At 72.4% G+C, this 18,511-nt stretch carries 15 protein-coding genes and 3 tRNA genes; 9 read left to right on the forward strand and 9 right to left on the reverse strand.

What is annotated here, in order from left to right:
- Nucleotides 1-212: 212 nt before the first annotated feature.
- Entirely contained in the window at nt 213-665 is a 453-nt protein-coding gene (locus tag ACIGW4_RS07965; RefSeq protein WP_399579164.1) for an MmpS family transport accessory protein, read from the forward strand.
- A gap of 505 nt (nt 666-1,170) precedes the next feature.
- On the opposite strand, the gene ACIGW4_RS07970 is transcribed toward ACIGW4_RS07965, so the two are convergent.
- The 3 genes from ACIGW4_RS07970 to ACIGW4_RS07980 form a co-directional block, all read right to left on the reverse strand.
- Nucleotides 1,171-1,244: transfer RNA gene (locus ACIGW4_RS07970), tRNA-Ile, on the reverse strand.
- A 166-nt stretch (nt 1,245-1,410) separates the two neighbouring features.
- Nucleotides 1,411-1,483, reverse strand: a tRNA-Asn gene (locus ACIGW4_RS07975).
- A 5-nt stretch (nt 1,484-1,488) separates the two neighbouring features.
- A tRNA-Asn gene (locus ACIGW4_RS07980) sits at nt 1,489-1,561 on the reverse strand.
- Between the two features lie 136 nt (nt 1,562-1,697).
- Here ACIGW4_RS07980 and ACIGW4_RS07985 point away from each other — a divergent pair.
- The 5 genes from ACIGW4_RS07985 (at nt 1,698) to ACIGW4_RS08005 (ending at nt 8,520) form a co-directional block, all read left to right on the forward strand.
- Nucleotides 1,698-2,009, forward strand: coding sequence for a hypothetical protein (locus ACIGW4_RS07985; RefSeq protein ID WP_093876233.1), 312 nt, complete (start codon nt 1,698-1,700; stop codon nt 2,007-2,009).
- Between the two features lie 95 nt (nt 2,010-2,104).
- Nucleotides 2,105-3,544: an FGGY family carbohydrate kinase gene (locus tag ACIGW4_RS07990; protein WP_123452050.1), complete on the forward strand. Its 1,440-nt coding sequence runs from the start codon at nt 2,105-2,107 to the stop codon at nt 3,542-3,544.
- A 96-nt stretch (nt 3,545-3,640) separates the two neighbouring features.
- Nucleotides 3,641-5,374, forward strand: coding sequence for an ABC transporter ATP-binding protein (locus tag ACIGW4_RS07995; protein WP_123452052.1), 1,734 nt, complete (start codon nt 3,641-3,643; stop codon nt 5,372-5,374).
- Complete coding sequence (locus ACIGW4_RS08000; protein WP_399579167.1) at nt 5,374-7,299, forward strand: ABC transporter ATP-binding protein; 1,926 nt, start codon at nt 5,374-5,376, stop codon at nt 7,297-7,299. The genes ACIGW4_RS07995 and ACIGW4_RS08000 overlap by 1 nt, the downstream gene beginning before the upstream one ends.
- Before the next feature lie 33 nt (nt 7,300-7,332).
- Entirely contained in the window at nt 7,333-8,520 is a 1,188-nt protein-coding gene (locus tag ACIGW4_RS08005) for a TerD family protein (protein WP_399579169.1), read from the forward strand.
- On the opposite strand, the gene ACIGW4_RS08010 is transcribed toward ACIGW4_RS08005, so the two are convergent.
- From ACIGW4_RS08010 to ACIGW4_RS08030, 5 genes are all read right to left on the reverse strand, one after another.
- Nucleotides 8,517-9,524: an RNA polymerase sigma factor gene (locus ACIGW4_RS08010; RefSeq protein ID WP_398708844.1), complete on the reverse strand. Its 1,008-nt coding sequence runs from the start codon at nt 9,522-9,524 to the stop codon at nt 8,517-8,519. The genes ACIGW4_RS08005 and ACIGW4_RS08010 overlap by 4 nt on opposite strands.
- Before the next feature lie 117 nt (nt 9,525-9,641).
- Complete coding sequence (gene dnaG, locus ACIGW4_RS08015; RefSeq protein WP_359592479.1) at nt 9,642-11,534, reverse strand: DNA primase; 1,893 nt, start codon at nt 11,532-11,534, stop codon at nt 9,642-9,644.
- 67 nt (nt 11,535-11,601) lie between these two features.
- Nucleotides 11,602-12,861, reverse strand: coding sequence for an NAD(P)/FAD-dependent oxidoreductase (locus tag ACIGW4_RS08020; protein ID WP_123452060.1), 1,260 nt, complete (start codon nt 12,859-12,861; stop codon nt 11,602-11,604).
- A gap of 136 nt (nt 12,862-12,997) precedes the next feature.
- The gene (locus ACIGW4_RS08025) at nt 12,998-14,314 is read right to left on the reverse strand and encodes a deoxyguanosinetriphosphate triphosphohydrolase (protein WP_359592477.1); all 1,317 of its coding nucleotides are present in this window, start codon (nt 14,312-14,314) and stop codon (nt 12,998-13,000) included.
- Between the two features lie 35 nt (nt 14,315-14,349).
- Nucleotides 14,350-15,273: a sirohydrochlorin chelatase gene (locus tag ACIGW4_RS08030; RefSeq protein WP_399579626.1), complete on the reverse strand. Its 924-nt coding sequence runs from the start codon at nt 15,271-15,273 to the stop codon at nt 14,350-14,352.
- Between the two features lie 368 nt (nt 15,274-15,641).
- Here ACIGW4_RS08030 and ACIGW4_RS08035 point away from each other — a divergent pair, with 368 nt between their 5' ends.
- A complete protein-coding gene (locus tag ACIGW4_RS08035; protein ID WP_359592476.1) occupies nt 15,642-16,475 on the forward strand; it encodes a class II glutamine amidotransferase in 834 nt (277 codons plus the stop codon).
- 6 nt (nt 16,476-16,481) lie between these two features.
- Here the strand turns inward: ACIGW4_RS08035 and ACIGW4_RS08040 are convergent, their stop codons facing one another.
- Nucleotides 16,482-16,943 (reverse strand): GNAT family N-acetyltransferase, encoded by a 462-nt coding sequence (locus ACIGW4_RS08040; RefSeq protein ID WP_399579174.1) that lies wholly within the window; start codon nt 16,941-16,943, stop codon nt 16,482-16,484.
- A 76-nt stretch (nt 16,944-17,019) separates the two neighbouring features.
- On the opposite strand from ACIGW4_RS08040, the gene ACIGW4_RS08045 reads away from it, so the two are divergent.
- Together ACIGW4_RS08045 and ACIGW4_RS08050 are read left to right on the forward strand one after the other, a co-directional pair.
- On the forward strand, nt 17,020-17,742 hold the full coding sequence (locus ACIGW4_RS08045; RefSeq protein WP_123452067.1) for an aquaporin: 723 nt from the start codon (nt 17,020-17,022) through the stop codon (nt 17,740-17,742).
- 38 nt (nt 17,743-17,780) lie between these two features.
- Complete coding sequence (locus ACIGW4_RS08050; protein WP_399579178.1) at nt 17,781-18,470, forward strand: vancomycin high temperature exclusion protein; 690 nt, start codon at nt 17,781-17,783, stop codon at nt 18,468-18,470.
- Nucleotides 18,471-18,511: the final 41 nt, after the last annotated feature.

Consider the following 18,511-nt stretch of genomic DNA (forward strand, 5'->3'; position numbering starts at 1 on the left):
CACGAGGTCACGGGTATTGCAGCGGGCTTTCTAGTCACTCCCGCGAGACCCGGTCAACCCCCGCGACATAAAGGACAAACAAGCGGTCAGGAGGAGTGCGCTTCGCCCGATTCCTCCGTTCGCTCGCACTCGGCCTGTGGCGTGGTGTATAACCAGCCGGTTCCTCTACCGACCGACCGAAAGCCGGCTCTCTCATGTCGTCCGATGAACTCGTGGAAAGCGCGGTGCAGGAGGAGAAGGAGCCCGAGAGCACGGCGGGCTCCCCGGACCGGCGGGGGCTGCTGATCGGCGGCGTCGTCCTGCTCACCTGCCTCGGGCTCGTCGGTTACGGCCTCCTCGACACCGAGGAGCAGCCGAAGCCGCGCGCCGTGCCGACCGCCGAGGTGACGTACGAGGTCACGGGGACGGGGACTGCCGATATCTCGTATCTCGCCCGCAGCGAGGCCGGTACGGTCACGGTGGAGAAAGGCGTCACGCTTCCCTGGACCAAGTCCGTTCACATATCCCTCGGGAAAGTCCCGTCCGTCGCCTTCGTCCTCGACGAGAAGGGCGGGCAGGCGTCCTGCGCGCTCGCAATCCACGAGAAGCACGTCCAGCGCGCCACCGCCACGGGCGCATTCGGGCGCGCCACGTGCACGGGAGGGACCCGGGCACAGCAGGGATGATTTTCGTCGGCCGGATTCCGTGTCGGGATTCTCCCTGAATCCTGGTGCGGTCGGGATCCGGTGGCGCGCTTCCGTATAACGGCGCGCATTCCTCCAGGGGCCGGCCTTCTCGGGCGCGTGCCACACGACGCCCGTTCCCTGGTTTTTTCTCGTACGCGGCGGAGATCGCTTCGCGCTTCCCGGGAGCGCTCTGCCCGCCTCTGCGCTTCCGCTGCTCCTGCCCTCCGGCCACGGAGGCGGGGCGGGACGGGGGGCGGACGAGGCGGCGGCGCGGACCCGGATCTTCGACTCGGTGTGCGGCGTGTCACACGCGGGGGCCGGGGGGTCGCCGTGTCATCATCGTCCTGGATCCGCACCTGCGTTCCATCTGGCACCGCAGATGGAGAAGGCCGGGGACCGGTACGGCAGGCCGGGGCGCCGCCTCACCTCGTGGGCGAGGGGTGGACGCCGCCTGCGAAAACACCCCTTCAGGGGCGTTTTCGCAGGTCAGAACGTTTTTCTTCGGTGGGGCGGGTGGGACTCGAACCCACGGCCGACGGATTATGAGTCCGCTGCTCTAACCGGCTGAGCTACCGCCCCGAACGGTGAGGCGCGTACATGTGTGCGCGCCGTCTGCCGCAGCATAGCCGCTCATACGATCTCCTGCTCCGGATGATCGGCTCTGCTCGTCCATGAAGACCGCACCGGGCCCCGGATGGTTCCCGGAGACGCGAAAAAGGACCCCGAAGGGTCCTCTTCCGTCTCGCTCCCCCGGCTGGACTCGAACCAGCAACCCTCCGGTTAACAGCCGAATGCTCTGCCAATTGAGCTACAGGGGATCGCGCTCCCCCGACTGGACTCGAACCAGTAACCTGCCGGTTAACAGCCGGCTGCTCTGCCAATTGAGCTACAGGGGATTGCTGCGTTGCACCGATCGGCTCCACCTCGGACCTTGCCGGGCGGCGCTCGCTCGCTGCGAGACATACATTAGCGCAAGCAGGGGGGTGCTCCGCCAATCGGTATCCCCAGGGCCTCCAGGGAAGGATCGCAGCCGTGCGGTACAAGCTGACGTTCGTCGTGGGACTCGCCCTCGGTTACGTGATCGGCACGCGGGCCGGACGCGAACGCTACGAGCAGATGAAGAAGTCCGCGAAGGAGTTCGCCGAGAACCCGGCCGTGCGGAACGCCGCCGAGACCGCCGCCCAGACCGGCCGCCAGGCCGCGGGCAAGGCGGTGCACCTCGTGGGCGACAAGGTCGGCGACCGGCTGCCGTCCTCCGTGACCGACCGGGTCCACGCCCTGCGCGGGCGCGGCATGGGCAACGGCAAGGTCGACGAGGAGGACTGGGGCACCAGCAACACCTGAGCCCGCGCGTACGGCGCCGGCAACACCTGAGTCCGTGAGCCCGCTCGTGCGGCACCGGCGGCCCCGGGGCCGCGCGTGCGGCAGAATCATGTGTCATGGGGATAGTCGCCGGATTGGACAGCTCTGCGGAGTTCACACGCATCGTCGTCTGTGACACGGACACGGGTGCCGTACTGCGGCAGGGGTACGCCGCGCATCCCGGGGAACCGAAGGCCGTCGACGTCGATCCGCAGAACTGGCTGCTCTCGCTCGGGGAGGCCGCCACCGGCGGGCTCCTGGAGGGCGTGGAGGCCATCGGCGTCTCCGCGCAGCAGCACGGGCTCGTGCCGCTCGACGCGCAGGGCGGCCTGGTGCGGCCCGCGCTGGTCCGCAACGACAAGCGGGCGCAGGTCGCCGCCGCCGACCTCGTCGAGTCGCTGGGCGGCCGGCAGGCCTGGACCGAGGCCGTCGGCAGCGTGCCGGGCGCCGGGCAGCCGGTGGCCAAGCTGCGCTGGCTGGCCCGTACGGAGCCCGAGAACGCCCAGCGGGTCGCCATGGTCCTCCAGCCCCACGACTGGCTCGTCTGGCAGCTCCTCGGCCGTCCCGCCCGCCGCACCACCGACCGCGGCGCCGCCTCCGGCACCGGCTACTGGTCCCCGCGGACCGGGGCCTACCGGCCCGACCTCGTCGAGCTGGCGCTCGGCCACCAGGCGGTGCTGCCCGAGGTCCTCGGGCCCTCCGAGGCCGCCGGCATCACCCCCGAGGGCCTCCTCGTCTCCGCCGGCACCGGCGAGACGATGGCCGCCGCGCTCGGCCTCGGCCTCGGCCCCGGCGACGCGGTGGTCTCGCTCGGCGCCTCCGGCTCCGTGATGGCCGTGCACCACGAGGCCCTCGCCGACCCGAGCGGGACGATCACCTCCTTCGCCGACGCCACCGGCATGCACCTGCCCGTCGTCTCCACCTCCAACGCCGTACGGGCGCTGCGGGGGACCGCCGAGATGCTGGGCGCGGAGTCGCTGGACGAGCTGTCGGCGCTGGCGCTGAAGTCGACGCCCGGGGCCTCCGGGCTGGTCCTGCTGCCCTACCTGGAGGGCGAGCGGACCCCGAACCTGCCGCACACGGCGGGCACGCTCAGCGGGCTGCGGCGCGAGTCGATGAAGCCCGAGCACCTGGCGCGGGCGGCGTTCGAGGGGATGCTCTGCGCGCTCGCCGACGCCATGGACGTGCTGCGCGGGCGGGGCGTCGAGGTGCGGCGGGTCTTCCTGCTCGGCGCGGCGGCCGCCCTGCCGGCCGTGCAGGCCCTCGCGCCGGCGCTCTTCGGCGCCCAGGTCGTCGTCCCCCAGCCGGCCGACTACGCGGCGCTCGGCGCGGCCCGGCAGGCCGCCTGGGCGCTCGGGGTCGCGCGGGGCACGCTGTCCCCGTCCGCTCCCCCGCCGTGGCAGGGCGCGGTCGCGCAGATCCTGGAGCCCGGCGACGAGTTGCCGGCGGGGCAGGCGGTGCGGCAGCAGTACGTGGCGACGCGGGAGCAGATCCACCCGGGCGCGTTCGGCCACTGAGGGGCGCACCCGGGTTCGTGAAGGCTCGCCCCGGGTTCCGCCCGCGCCCCGAAACCGAGTCGTAACGCTCCCGGGGCGCGGGCGATAGTAGGAGCCGTGCTCATAAGACTTCTCCGAACCCATCTGCGGCCCTATCGAAAACCCATCGCACTGCTCGTCCTGCTGCAGTTCCTGCAGACGTGCGCGAGCCTCTACCTGCCGACCCTGAACGCCGACATCATCGACCACGGCGTCGTCAACGGGGACACCGGCTACATCCTGCGCTTCGGCGCCCTGATGGTCGGCGTCTCCGTCGTCCAGGTCGTCTGCAACATCGGGGCCGTGTACTACGGCGCGCGGACCGCCTCGGCGCTCGGCCGCGACGTGCGCGGCGCGGTCTTCGACCGGGTGCAGTCCTTCTCCGCCCGGGAGCTCGGCCACTTCGGCGCCCCGTCGCTGATCACCCGTACGACCAACGACGTCCAGCAGGTCCAGATGCTGGTCCTGATGGGGTTCACCCTGATGGTCTCCGCGCCCATCATGTGCGTCGGCGGCATCGTGATGGCGCTCGGTCAGGACGTCCCGCTGTCGGGCGTGCTGCTCGCGGTGGTGCCGGTCCTCGGCGTCGCCGTCTCGCTGATCGTGCGGAGGATGCGGCCGCTCTTCCGGACGATGCAGGAGCGGCTGGACACGGTGAACCGGGTGCTGCGCGAGCAGATCACCGGCAACCGGGTCATCCGCGCCTTCGTGAGGGACGGGTACGAGGAGGAGCGCTTCCGCGGCTCCAACGGCGAGCTGACCGAGGTGTCGCTGGCGACCGGGCGGCTGATGGCGCTGATGTTCCCGACGGTGATGACCGTCGTGAACGTCTCCAGCGTGGCCGTGGTCTGGTTCGGCGCGCACCGCATCGACAGCGGCGGGATGGAGATCGGCGCGCTGACCGCCTTCCTCGCCTATCTGATGCAGATCGTGATGGCCGTGATGATGGCCACCTTCATGTTCATGATGGTGCCGCGCGCCGAGGTGTGCGCGGAGCGCATCGAGGAGGTCCTCGGCACGGAGACGAGCGTCGTGCCGCCGGCCGAGCCGGTGACGAAGCTGCTGCGGCGCGGCCATCTGGAGGTCAGGGGCGCGGACTTCCGTTACCCGGGCGCGGAGGAGTCGGTCCTGAAGGACGTGGGGCTGGTCGCCCGGCCCGGTGAGACGACCGCGATCATCGGTTCGACGGGCAGCGGGAAGTCGACGCTGCTCGGGCTGGTGCCCCGGCTCTTCGACGCCACCGGCGGCGAGGTCCTCGTCGACGGCGTCGACGTGCGGAAGCTGGACCCCGCCCTGATGGCCAAGACCGTCGGACTCGTCCCCCAGAAGCCCTACCTCTTCTCCGGAACCGTGGCCACCAACCTGCGGTACGGGAAGCCCGACGCCACCGACGAGGAACTCTGGCACGCCCTGGAGGTCGCCCAGGCCAAGGACTTCGTGTCCAAGCTGGAGGGCGGTCTGAACGCGCCGATCGCGCAGGGCGGCACCAACGTCTCCGGTGGCCAGCGCCAGCGCCTCGCCATCGCGCGGACGCTCGTGCAGCGGCCGGAGATCTACCTCTTCGACGACTCCTTCTCCGCGCTCGACTACGAGACGGACGCCCTGCTCCGGGCCGCGCTGGCCCGGGAGACGGCGGACTCGACCGTGGTGATCGTCGCCCAGCGCGTCTCCACCATCCGGGACGCCGACCGGATCGTCGTCCTCGACGAGGGCCGGGTCGTGGGCACCGGACGGCATCGTGAGCTGATGGCGGAGAACGAGACGTACCGGGAGATCGTGCTCTCCCAGCTGACCGAGGCGGAGGCAGCCTGATGGCCGGTCCTGGCGGACGCATGATGATGGGCCAGTCCGGTGAGCGGTCCATGGACTTCAAGGGCTCGGGCAAGCGGCTGCTGAAGCAGCTGGCGCCCGAGCGCGGCACGCTCTGGCTGATGCTGGTCGCGGGCGTGCTGTCGGTGGCGGCCTCCGTGGTGGGGCCGAAGATCCTCGGCAGGGCGACGGACCTGATCTTCGCGGGCGTCGTCGGGCGGAACATGCCCGAGGGCGTCACGAAGGCGCAGGCGCTGGAGAAGCTCCGCGCGGACGGTGACGGCGGCATGGCCGACATGCTGTCCGGGGTCGACTTCACCCCCGGCAAGGGGATCGACTTCGGCGCGGTCGGCGGGGTCCTGCTGTGGGCCCTCGCGATCTACGTGGCGGCGGGCCTGCTGATGCTGGTCTCCACCCGCATGTCGATCAAGGTGATCAACCGGACGGTCTACCGGATGCGGGAGGACGTCCAGACGAAGCTGGCGCGGCTCCCCCTCTCGTACTTCGACAAGGCGAAGCGCGGCGAGGTGCTGTCCCGGGCGACCAACGACATCGACAACATCTCGCAGACGCTCCAGCAGTCGATGGGCCAGCTGATCAACTCGCTGCTCACGATCGTCGGCGTGCTCGGGATGATGTTCTGGATCTCGCCGCTGCTGGCGCTGGTGGCGCTGGTGACGGTGCCGGTCTCGGTGTTCGTCGCGGCGAGGATCGGCAAGCGCTCGCAGCCGCACTTCGTGCAGCAGTGGAAGTCGACGGGCGCGCTCAACGCGCACGTGGAGGAGATGTACACCGGGCACGGCCTGGTGAAGGTCTTCGGCCGGCAGGAGGAGTCCGCGAGGGACTTCCGCGAGCAGAACGAGGCGCTGTACGAGGCCGGGTTCAAGGCGCAGTTCAACAGCGGTGTGATGCAGCCGGTGATGTTCTTCGTCTCGAACATCAACTACGTGCTCGTGGCCGTGGTCGGCGGTCTGCGGGTGGCGACCGGCAGCCTGTCCATCGGCGACGTGCAGGCCTTCATCCAGTACTCGCGCCAGTTCTCGATGCCGCTGACGCAGGTCGCGTCGATGGCGAACCTGGTGCAGTCGGGCGTCGCCTCGGCGGAGCGGATCTTCGAGCTGCTCGACGCGGAGGAGCAGGAGCCCGACGCGCCCACGAGCGAGAAGCCGCTCGACCTCAAGGGCAAGGTGGCCCTGGAGGGCGTCTCCTTCCGTTACGAGGAGGACAAGCCGCTCATCGAGGACCTGTCGCTCACGGTGGACCCGGGGCAGACGGTCGCGATCGTCGGCCCGACCGGTGCCGGCAAGACGACCCTGGTGAACCTGCTGATGCGGTTCTACGAGGTGACGGGCGGCCGGATCACCCTGGACGGGGTGGACATCGCGAAGATGTCCCGCGAGGAGCTGCGCAAGGGCATCGGCATGGTCCTCCAGGACACCTGGCTCTTCGGCGGCACCATCGCGGACAACATCGCGTACGGCGCCACGCGCCCGGTGACCCGGGCCGAGGTCGAGGAGGCGGCGCGCGCCGCGCACGCCGACCGGTTCATCCGGACCCTGCCCGAGGGGTACGACACGGTGATCGAGGACGACGGGGCGGGGGTCAGCGCGGGCGAGAAGCAGCTGATCACCATCGCGCGGGCGTTCCTGTCCGATCCGGTGATCCTCGTCCTGGACGAGGCGACCAGCTCGGTCGACACCCGCACCGAGGTCCTCATCCAGAAGGCGATGGCCCGGCTCGCGGCCGGGCGGACCTCGTTCGTGATCGCGCACCGGCTCTCCACGATCCGGGACGCGGACGTGATCCTGGTGATGGAGAACGGCTCGATCGTCGAACAGGGCACGCACGAGGAGCTGTTGTCGTCCGGCGGGGCCTACGCCCGGCTGTACGCGGCGCAATTCGCGCAGGCGGTCGCCGAGGTCGACTGACCCGGTGGTGACCCGTGCCGCATGATGTGCGGCATGGGTCACACAACTGAGAGTTCCTGGGTGCCGTCGGTCGCCCTCCGGGTGCGCATACCGGGGGCCGAGGCGGCGGCGCTGCTCCTCGACGGGTCCGGCCGGGTCCGCGGGGACGCCGATCTGGTCTTCCACGGACAGCCGACGCATCCGTCGGGGGCGGCGTGGTCCGGCCCGTCGGGTCTCGTCCTCGATCTGAACGGGGTCGAGCCCGAGGTCGAGCGGATCGTGGTCGCCGGCTGGAGCCGGCACGGAGGCTTCGGGGAGCCCCCGGTGCTCGACGCGGTCGGGCCGGACGGCACGCCCGTCCTCTCGTACGTGCCGGAGGGGGTGCCGGACGTGTCGGCCGCCGTCCTCGGTGTCTTCTTCCGGGAGGCGGGCGGCTGGAAGTTCGACGGTCTCGGGGAGGGGTACGGCTCCGGGTTCGCGGGCCTCGTCACTGCGTACGGGGTCGAGGTCGCCGAGGACGAGCGGGTGCCGGTGCTGCCGGGGCCGGTGCCGCTGGCCGGTGTGGTGAAGATGCCCCGCCAGGCGCCGCCGCCCGGGGGGTACCTGCCGGGGGTCTTCCCGCCGCCGGAACGGCCGTACCGGCTGGTCGAGGGCTGGGAGTTCGGCGAGGTCTTCGAGCCCTTCACCGCCGAGGGGCACGGCCACCGGGTGATCGCCGTGGACCCCTCGGTGCCGCCCGGTCCCGTCCTGGTCGAGCTGGCGCACGAGGGGGAGGGGTACGTCTCCCTCTACCCGCTGGACGAGAAGAACAAGGACGAGGACTTCCTCTTCGCCTCTCCGCTGCCCGACTTCCGGGGCAGCCGGGTCTTCGACGCGCCGCGAAAGCATCCGCTGCGCTTCCGGATCACGGCCACGGGCCGCTGGCGGCTGCGGGTGCTGCCGGTCGCGGCGGCCCGCCAGGTGGAGGGCGTGCTGCACGGCTACGGCCCCGAGGCGCTGCTGCACCCCGGCGGGCCCGCGGACCTGCGGATCGACTTCTACGGCGACGCGAAGGTCGAGAACGCCTACATCAGCCTCTACACGCACGAGGTGGCGGGCCGTACGAGCCTGGGGACCGACGACCGGCTGCTGCTCAGCGACAACGGCAGGCTGCGCAGGTCGGTGCCGCTCGCGGACGGCCCGCTGGTGCTGCGCCACTACGCGGCGGGGCCGTGGACGCTGACGGTCGAGGAGCTCGACTAGTCGAGGTAGCCGCGCAGTTGGTCCGCGTAGGCGTGGTCCCGCAGTTTGTTGAGGGTCTTGGACTCGATCTGGCGGATGCGTTCGCGCGTCACGCCGAAGATCTGCCCTATCTCCTCCAGGGTGCGGGGCCTGCCGTCGTCGAGGCCGTAGCGGAGCTGGACGACCTTGCGTTCGCGTTCGCCGAGGGTGGAGAGGACGTCCTCCAGGTGGCGGCGGAGCAGCAGGAAGGCGGCGGACTCGACGGGTGAGGCGGCGTCGCCGTCCTCGATGAGGTCGCCGAGGGCGACGTCCTCCTCCTCGCCGACGGGGGCGTGCAGGGAGACGGGTTCCTGGGCGAGGCGGAGGACCTCGCCGACCCGTTCGGGGGCCAGGTCGAGCTGGGCGGCGACCTCTTCGGCGGTGGGTTCACAGCCGCGTTCCTGGAGCATGCGGCGCTGGACGCGGATGACGCGGTTGATGAGTTCGACGACGTGCACGGGGACGCGGATGGTCCGGGCCTGGTCGGCGAGGGCCCGGGACATGGCCTGGCGGATCCACCAGGTGGCGTACGTGGAGAACTTGTAGCCGCGCGCGTAGTCGAACTTCTCGACGGCCCTGATGAGGCCGAGGTTTCCCTCCTGGACGAGGTCGAGCATGGTGAGGCCGCGGCCCACGTACCGTTTGGCGACGGAGACGACGAGGCGGAGGTTGGCCTCGATGAGCTTGCGCTTGGCGATCCGGCCGAGGACGACGAGCCGGTCCAGGTCGATCGCCAACCGCGTGTCCAGGTCGGGGGTGTTGGCGAGTTTCTCCTCGGCGAAGAGCCCTGCCTCGACGCGGCGGGCGAGTTCGACCTCCTCCTCGGCGCTGAGCAGCGGGATGCGGCCGATCTCGCGGAGGTACTGGCGGAAGAGGTCGGAGGAGGGACCGTTGCCGCCGGGGTCGCCGGTGCGGCGGCGCTGGACGGGTATCTCGGGGAGTTCGGCCTGCTCGTCCGGCGGGGTGGTCTGGATCTCGGTCTGCACGGCGGGCGACCTCCAGGAGGGGCGGAACGACACCGTCACCCAGTGTGGGGTACGACACATCGCCGCCACGAGGGGCGTGCGGTGACTTTTTGAGACCGGGGCGTGACCGACCGTGTGTCAGAGGGCCGCGGCGCCGTTGTTCCGGAGGGACTGTCCGTACTGGGTGAGGACCCACAGCTCGTTCTGCACGGCGGCGAGCCGCTCGGGGTCGCCGTTGACGCCGAGCCGGGCCAGGGTGCCCTGGACGTCGCGGATGCGGCGGTCGACGGCGCGGAGGCGGACGGTGACGAGCTGGTCGCCGGCGTAGGCCTCGTCGACGGTCTTGGCGAAGATCGTCTCGACGGCGAGTTCGGTGACGAGGGCGCGGACCGAGTCGTTGGGGGCGGCCTCGCGGACGGCGTCGAGGTAGTCGGAGGGGGCGCCGGTGGCGCCGCCCGCGTCCTGGATGCACTGCCGGACGGCCGCGTAGGGCGGGGCGGTGAACTCGTCGACCCCGTAGGCGTCGAAGGCCGGGGAGACCAGTTCGGGCCGCTGGAGGGCGAGCTTGAGGAGCTCCCGCTCGGTGCGGTGGGCGGGGCTGCGCAGATTGAGCGCGGGGCCCGGGGAGGCGGCGGCCGGGGCGGGGGTGTCGTACGTCCGCTGGGGCTGCTGCTGCCGGGCGGGGCCGCGCTCGGCGCCCTGCCGCTGCCAGCGGGCGATCTGGGCGACCCGCCGGACCACGAACTGGGTGTCGAGGATGCCGAGCATGCCGGCGAGCTGGACGGCGACCTCGTGCTGGGAGGCGACGTTCTTGATCTTGGCGACGACGGGCGCGGCCTCGTCGAGGGCGGCGGCGCGACCCGCCGGGGTCTCCAGGTCGTACCGGGTCACGATCTGGCGGAGGGCGAACTCGAAGAGCGGGGTGCGGGGCTGCACGAGGTCGACGACGGCCTCGTCGCCCTTGGCGAGGCGGAGGTCGCAGGGGTCCATGCCGTCGGGGGCGATGGCGATGTACGTCTCGGCGGCGAACTTCTGGTCGTCCTCGAAGGCCCGCAGGGCGGCCTTCTGGCCGGCGGCGTCGCCGTCGAAGGTGAAGATGACGCGGGCCGAGCCGTTGTCCATGAGGAGCCGGCGGAGGATCTTGATGTGGTCGCCGCCGAAGGCGGTGCCGCAGGTGGCGATGGCGGTGGTGACGCCGGCGAGGTGGCAGGCCATGACGTCGGTGTAGCCCTCGACGACGACGGCCCGGCTGACCTTGGCGATGTCCTTCTTGGCCAGGTCGATGCCGTAGAGGACCTGGGACTTCTTGTAGATCGGCGTCTCGGGCGTGTTGAGGTACTTGGGCCCGTTGTCGTCGTCGCGGAGCTTGCGCGCGCCGAAGCCGACGATCTCGCCGCCGACGTCCTTGATCGGCCACATGAGGCGGCCGCGGAAGCGGTCGATGGGGCCGCGGCGGCCGTCCTGGGAGAGGCCGGAGAGGATCAGTTCCTTGTCGGAGAAGCCCTTGCCGCGCAGGAAGCGGGTGAGGTGGTCCCAGCCGGCCGGGGAGTAGCCGACGCCGAAGTGCTCGGCGGCGGCCTGGTCGAAGCCGCGCTCGGCGAGGAACTTCCGGCCGATCTCGGCCTCGGGCGAGCCGAGTTGGCCGGCGTAGTACTCGGCGGCGGCCTTGTGGGCCTCGATCAGGCGGATGCGTTCGCCGCGCTGGTGGCCGGGGTTGTAGCCGCCTTCCTCGTACCGCAGGGTGATGCCCGCCTTGGCGGCGAGGCGCTCGACCGTCTCCGAGAAGGAGAGGTGGTCGATCTTCATCACGAAGGCGATGGTGTCGCCGCCTTCCTGGCAACCGAAGCAGTGGAAGAGTCCCTTGCTGGGGCTGACCTGGAAGGAGGGCGACTTCTCGTCGTGGAAGGGGCAGAGGCCCTTGAGGTTTCCGCCGCCCGCGTTGCGCAGCTGGAGGTACTCGGACACGACGGCGTCGATCGGGACCGCGTCCCGTACCGCCTTCACGTCGTCATCGTTGATCCTGCCTGCCACGCATGAAGTGTACGGGGGTCCGGGGGTCGCCCCCCGGAGGACGTCGGGGCCGGGTGGCCCGCACCGGTCAGACCAGGCTCTCCAGGGGCACGGAGGCGTCGGCGAGGGCCTCCGGGTCCACGGCCGTACGGGCGCGGACGAGGGCCTGGATCGGCTCCGTGACGTCCCACACGTTCACGTTCATGCCGGCGAGGACCCGGCCCTCCTTGAGCCAGAAGGCGATGAACTCGCGCTTGCCGGTGTCGCCGCGGACCACGACCTGGTCGTACGTGCCGGGCGGCGCCCAGCCCGAGTACTCCATGCCCAGGTCGTACTGGTCGGAGAAGAAGTAGGGCACCCGGTCGTACGAGACGCGCTGTCCGAGCATGGCGCGGGCGGCGGCCGGGCCGCCGTTGAGGGCGTTGGCCCAGTGCTCGACGCGGAGCCGGGTGCGCAGGAGCGGGTGGTGGGCGGCGGCCACGTCGCCGGCGGCGTAGACGTCGGGGTCGGAGGTGCGCAGGGACTCGTCGACGGCGATGCCGCCGCCGTCGGCCCGGTCGACGAGGGCGAGCCCCGAGTTCTCGGCGAGGGCGGTGCGGGGGGCGGCGCCGATCGCGGCGAGGACGGCGTGCGCCGGGTGCTCCTCGCCGTCGTCGGTGCGGACGGCGAGGACCATGCCGTCCTGGCCGACGATCTCGGTGAGCCGGGCGCCGAAGTGGAAGCGGACGCCGTGGTCGGTGTGCAGGTCGGCGAAGAGCTGGCCGAGCTCGGGGCCGAGGACCCGGTGCAGCGGGGTGGGGTCGGCCTCGACGACGGTGACCTCGGCGCCGTAGCCGCGGGCGGCGGCGGCGACCTCCAGGCCGATCCAGCCGCCGCCGGCGATCACCAGGTGGCCGTTGTCCCGGCCGAGGCCGGCGAGGACCTGGCGGAGCCGGTCGGCGTGGGCGAGGCGGCGCAGGTGGTGGACGCCGGCGAGCTCGGTGCCGGGGATGTCGAGGCGGCGCGGCTCGGCGCCGGTGGCGAGGAGCAGCTTGTCGTAGCGGATGACGGTGCCGTCGCCGAGGCGGACGGTGCGGGCCTCGCGGTCGACGGCGGTGACGGACTGGCCGAGGTGGAGTTCGACGTCGTTCGCCGCGTACCAGGCGGCCTCGTGGACGAAGACCCCGTCGCGCTCCTTGGCGCCGGTGAGGTAGCCCTTGGAGAGCGGTGGCCGCTCGTAGGGGTGGTCGCGTTCGTCGCCGATGAGGATCACCCGGCCGTTGAAGCCCTCGGCGCGCAGGGTCTCCGCCGCTTTGGCCCCTGCCAGGCCCCCGCCGACGATGACAAAGGTCTGATCTGCGTCGACCACGTCGTTTCCTCCTCTTTGCGACCGGTTCCAACCTACGCCCCCGGGCGTTCGTCCCGTCGTACCTCCCCGGGCCGTGCCTGCGAGGGTCCCGTACGGAGGGAGACGGCGGAAGAGGGCCGTCCCGGCCCGGAGGGTCCTAGCGGGGGGTGCGGAGGCGGGCGTGGAGGGCTCGGGCGGAGGCGTCGGTGAGGTTGGCGATCTGGTCGACGAGGACGCGCTTGCGGGCCCGGTCGTCGCGGGCCGTGTCGAACGCGGCCCGGAACTGCGGTTCGAGGCCGTCGGGGGCGCGGGCGACGAGGGCCTCGGCGAGTTCGGCCACGACGATGCGCTGGTCGGCGCGGAGCGCCTCCTGCTGGGGGCGCTGCATCACGTACCGGTCGGCGACGGCCTTGAGGACGGCGCACTCGTTGCGGGTCTCGCGCGGGACGACGAGCTCGGCCCCGTACCGGGTGAGGCGGCCGGAGCCGTAGGCCTGGCGGGTGGCGCCCTCGGCGGCGAGGCAGAAGCGGCCGATGAGCTGGCTGGTGGCGTCCTTGAGCCGGGCCTGGGCGACGGCCGAGCCGTCGTAGCCGTGCGGCCACCACTCCTGGTCGACGAGCCGGTCGAGGGCTTCGGCGAGCTCCTGCGGGTCGGTGTCCTCGGGTACGTAGCGGCCGACGGCCACCGTCCAGATGTCGGCGCGCTCGGGCTCGGCGAGGAGCATGTTCGGGTCGATGTGCCCGGCGTGCAGTCCGTCCTCGAAGTCGTGGACCGAGTAGGCCACGTCGTCGGACCAGTCCATGACCTGGGCCTCGAAGCACTTGCGGTGGGCGGGGGCGCCCTGCCGGATCCACTCGAAGACGGGCAGGTCGTCCTCGTACACGCCGAACTTCGGCGAGCCGGGGTCCTCGGGGTGGCCGCCGCGCGGCCACGGGTACTTGGTGGCGGCGTCGAGGGCGGCGCGGGTGAGGTTCAGCCCCACGCTGACGAGCTCCCCGTCGGCGTCCTTCACGAAGCGCTTCGGCTCGATGCGGGTGAGGAGCCGGAGCGACTGGGCGTTCCCCTCGAAGCCGCCGCAGTCCTTGGCGACGTCGTTGAGCGCCTGCTCGCCGTTGTGCCCGAAGGGCGGGTGGCCCATGTCGTGGGAGAGGCAGGCGGCCTCGACGAGATCGGGATCGCAGCCGAGGGCGGCGCCCAGCTCCCGGCCGACCTGGGCGCACTCCAGGGAGTGCGTGAGGCGGGTGCGGGGGCTGGCGTCCCAGGCGTGGCTCCGGGTGCCGGGGGTGACGACCTGCGTCTTCCCGGCGAGCCTGCGGAGCGCGGCGGAGTGCAGCACGCGGGCGCGGTCACGCTGGAAGGCGGTGCGCCCGGGGCGCTTGTCGGGCTCCGCGGCCCAGCGTTCGGTCGCGGTCTCGTCGTATCCGGGGGTGTCGGTGATGTCTGCGCTGTCCTTGGTGTCCTCGATGCCTGCCATGCGTCGAAGGTAACCGGAGGGGCCGACAGGAAACCTCAGACGGCGGCGAGTTCCCGTACGGGGAGGGTGGTGCGGGCGTGGTCGTAGCGGTGCAGGACCAGGCGGGCGAGGGCCGGGTGGGCGCCCAGCGGGTCCGCCGCGATCCAAGGGGCGTCGGCGGCGGCGCGGGTCGCGAAGCGGCCGGGGGCGGTGAAGCAGGAGGCGACGGCGATCCGGTGCCGGCCCCGGGCGGTGAGCGCGCGGACGGCTTCGGGGACGGTGGGCGCGGCGGCGGAGGCGTACGCGGGGACGACGGGGACGCCGCCGAGGCGCTCGCCGAGGAGTGCGGCGATCCGGCGGATCACGGCGCCGGACCGGGGGTCGCGGGAGCCGGCGGAGGCGAGGACGACGCCGGCTCCTCCCAGGTCGCCGGGCGTCCAGCCGGCCTCGGCGAGGCGGTCGGCGAGGGCCTCGACGAGGAGGGGGTGGGCGCCGAGGGGGTCGGCGATCCGCGCCCGGAGGGTGGGCGCGGCCGCGACGGCGGCGGGGAGGTCGTGGGTGACGTGGTGGCCGGGGGCGAGGAGGAGGGGGACGAGGACGGCGCCCCCGCCCCCGTCGGCGGCGAGCTCGGCGAGGGTGTCGTCGAGGAGGGGGGCGTTCAGCTCGATGTGGGCGAGGCGCGCGTCGAGCCCGGGGCGCAGCTCGCGGACCCGGTCGAGGAGGCGGGCCAGGGCGGCCCGGGCCCGGGGGTCGCGGCTGCCGTGACCCACGGCGACGAGGACGGGGGCGGCCGGCGCGGGGGCGGGCGATGCGGGCGCGGCGGAGGCGGTCGCGGCAGGGGCAGGGGCGGTCGGCGCGGGCGGCGTGGGCGCGGCCGAGGCGGCCACGGCCGGCGCGGGCGGTGCGGGCGACGCGGAGACGGGGGTGGCAGGGGCCGCCGGTGCGGTGTGGTTCTCTTCGGCGAGGGGGGGAACGTTCATCGGTGGGCATACCTCCTCGTCGTGCTTCCGCTGCCGGCGGTCGTACGGACGCACCTGGGCCAGCTGGGCCCCGAGCTGTCCGGCGATCCTCACGAGCAGCCCCGCGGTGCTGGCGAACGCGCTGTCCGGCTCCGTCATGCGCCGATCCTGGCGGGGGCGCGTTGCCCCGTCGTTTCCGGCGCGTGACGTGTCCTCGCCGCCCTCCTCACGCGCCCCGGGCCCCGTCTGCCAGGACGTCCGCGCGACCGCCGGCCCGGCGTCCCGGCGGCGTCGGTGTGGCGGCCCGTGGGGAGGGCGCCGAGAATGGGAGGGCCGGACGCCGGGCGCGAGGCCGCCCGCCGATCCGGCAGGGATCCAGGTGATCACGCATGTGCCGATGGCTCGCGTACCGGGGGACGCCGGTGCTCCTCGACACCCTCCTGTACAAGCCGGCCCACTCCCTGATCGACCAGAGCCTGCACTCCAAGCTCGGCGTGGAGACCACCAACGGCGACGGGTTCGGCGTCGGCTGGTACTCGGAGCACGACGAGACCCCGGCACTGCTGAGGGACGTCGGCCCCGCCTGGAACAACCGGAACCTGCGGGAGCTGGCGGACCACGTCCGGTCCCCGCTGTTCTTCGCCCACATCCGGGCGTCGACCGGGACGGCCGTGCAGCAGTCGAACTGCCACCCGTTCCGGCACGGGCGCTGGATGTTCATGCACAACGGCGCCATCGCCGGGTTCCACCTCATGCGCCGTGACCTCACCATGCTCGTCGATCCCGAGCTCTACGCCGGCATCGAGGGCACGACGGACTCCGAGGTGATGTTCCACCTGGCCCTCACCTTCGGCCTGGACCGGGACCCGCCCTCCGCCGTCGCCACGATGGCGGGCGTGGTGGAACGGGTCGGCCGTGAGCACGGGGTGGAGTTCCCCCTCCAGATGACGCTCGCCCTCACCGACGGCGAGCGCCTCTGGGCCTTCCGCTACTCCAGCGCGCACGCCTCCCGCTCGCTGTTCTACAGCAGCCGGGTGGAGGCCCTGCGCAAGCTCCATCCCGACGTCGCCTTCCTGCGGGACGTGTCGGACGAGACCCGCCTCGTCGTCTCCGAGCCCCTCGGCGACCTGCCCGGCGCCTGGAACGAGGTGCCGGAGAGCAGCTACGGCGTCGTCCAGCCCGGCCAGGACGAACTCCATCGTTTCGCCCCCGTGGCGGCGTGACGACGGTCAGGGCGCCGGGTGCCAGACGTAGCGGACGTCCGGTTCCCGCTCCTCGTTGCGCGTGCCGTCCGTCCGCTCGGCCGCCACGAAGCCGTGCCGTTCGTAGAAGCGTCGCGCCGGGGCGTTGACCTGGAACGTCCACAGTGCGAGGCCGGTCGCGCGGCGCTGCTTCGCCAGCTCCACGAGACGGTCGCCGATGCCGTGGCCGCGCCACGGCGGATCGACGTAGAGCTGGTCCAGCTCCTCGTCGCCCAGCACCATCATGGCGACCACCGCGCCGTCGGCCGTGGCCACCCAGGTCTCCTGACCGGGCACGACCACGTGCCGGATCCAGGACCGGACCTCTTCGTCCGTGTGGGCCCGGCGCACGTCCGGAAGGGCCGCCGCGTAGGAGCGCAGCCACACCTCGGCCACCTCGGCGGCATCGGAGGCGGCGGCGCGGCGGAGGAGGAGCTCGTCGGTCTTCACAGTCCGGATCGTACGAAGGTCCCGCCCCTCCCCTCCCCTCTTTTTTCCTTCCGAATAACGGAATATCTTTTCCGTTATGAGAATGTCCCCGCCCGCGCTGCCCCGGCGCGCCGCAGCCGAGTTCATCGGCACCGCCGCCCTCGTCGCCGTCGTCGTCGGCTCCGGCATCCGCGCCGACTCCCTGAGCCAGGACATCGGCGTCCGGCTGCTCGCCAACGCCGCCGCGTCCGCCCTCGGCCTCGGCCTGCTGATCGCCCTCATCGGCCCGCTCTCCGGCGCCCACTTCAACCCCGTCGTGACGCTCTCCGAGTGGTGGTCCCGGCGCCACGAGGGCAAGGGCCGCGAGGTCCTCGCCTACATCGCCGCCCAGCTCGCCGGGGCCGTCACCGGCGCCCTGCTCGCCGAGGCGATGTTCGGACGGGCGCCCGGTGCCTGGGCCACCGAGCCGCGCACCGAGCTCCACCTCCTCCTCGGCGAGGCCGTCGCCACCGCCGGGCTCGTCCTCGTCGTCCAGGGCCTGCGCCACATCGGCCGCCCCGCCCTCGCGCCCGTCGCGGTCGCCGGCTACATCGGCGCGGCGATCTGGTTCACCTCCTCCGGCTCCTTCGCCAATCCGGCGGCCACGCTGGGCCGGTCGTTCTCCGACTCCTTCACCGGCATCGCCCCCGCCTCCGTGCCCGCCTTCGCCGCCGCGCAGCTGCTCGGGATGCTCCTCGGGATGGGCCTCGCCGGTGTGCTCTACGGAACAGACCGGGCGTCCGGTGAACCGAATCCGGCCGATGCGCGTCGGACGGGGTGACAGACCGACACCGCTTCCCGCCCCACGGAGGTTTCCGCATGCCGGCACGGCTCACCCGGTTGATCCCCCGCACCACCCGGGCCCGCCGCCGCACCGTCCAGGCCGTGATGCTGGGCGCCGTCCTCGCGCTCGCCCCGGCCACCTGGATGCAGACGGCCGCCGCGCCCCGCCTCCGTACCGTCGCCGACGTGCCCGCCCGGGACGTCGCCGTCGTCTTCGGCGCCGGCCTCTGGAAGGGGCGCCCCACTCCGTACCTCGCGCACCGCCTCGACACCGCCGCCGAGCTGTACCGCGCGGGCAAGGTCCGGGTCCTCCTCGTCACCGGCGACAACAGCCGGACCGCGTACGACGAGCCGAGCGCCATGCGCGCCTACCTCACCGCGCGCGGGGTGCCGGACCGGCGGATCGTCAGCGACTACGCGGGCTTCGACACCTGGGACTCCTGCGTCCGCGCCCGGAAGGTCTTCGGCGTCGACCGGGCCGTCCTCGTCACCCAGGACTTCCACATCAAGCGGGCCGTCGCCCTGTGCGGCCGGGCGGGCCTCGACGTGTACGGGGTCGGGGTCGCCGAACCCCACGACCGCACCTGGTACTACGGCACCACCCGCGAGGTCTTCGCCGCCGGGAAGGCCGCCCTCGACGCCGGGCTCCGCCCCGATCCGCGCTTCCTCGGCCCGGAGGAGAAGGGCGTCGCCGAGGCGCTGGCCTCACCGGCCGGCAGGCGCTGAACGGAGCGGAGAGCACCGCGCCCGTAATACGGGACGCCGCC

Origin of the sequence: Streptomyces sp. NPDC053513, assembly GCF_044544765.1 — a bacterium.
In the GTDB taxonomy this organism is placed as follows: Bacteria; Actinomycetota; Actinomycetes; order Streptomycetales; family Streptomycetaceae; genus Streptomyces; species Streptomyces litmocidini.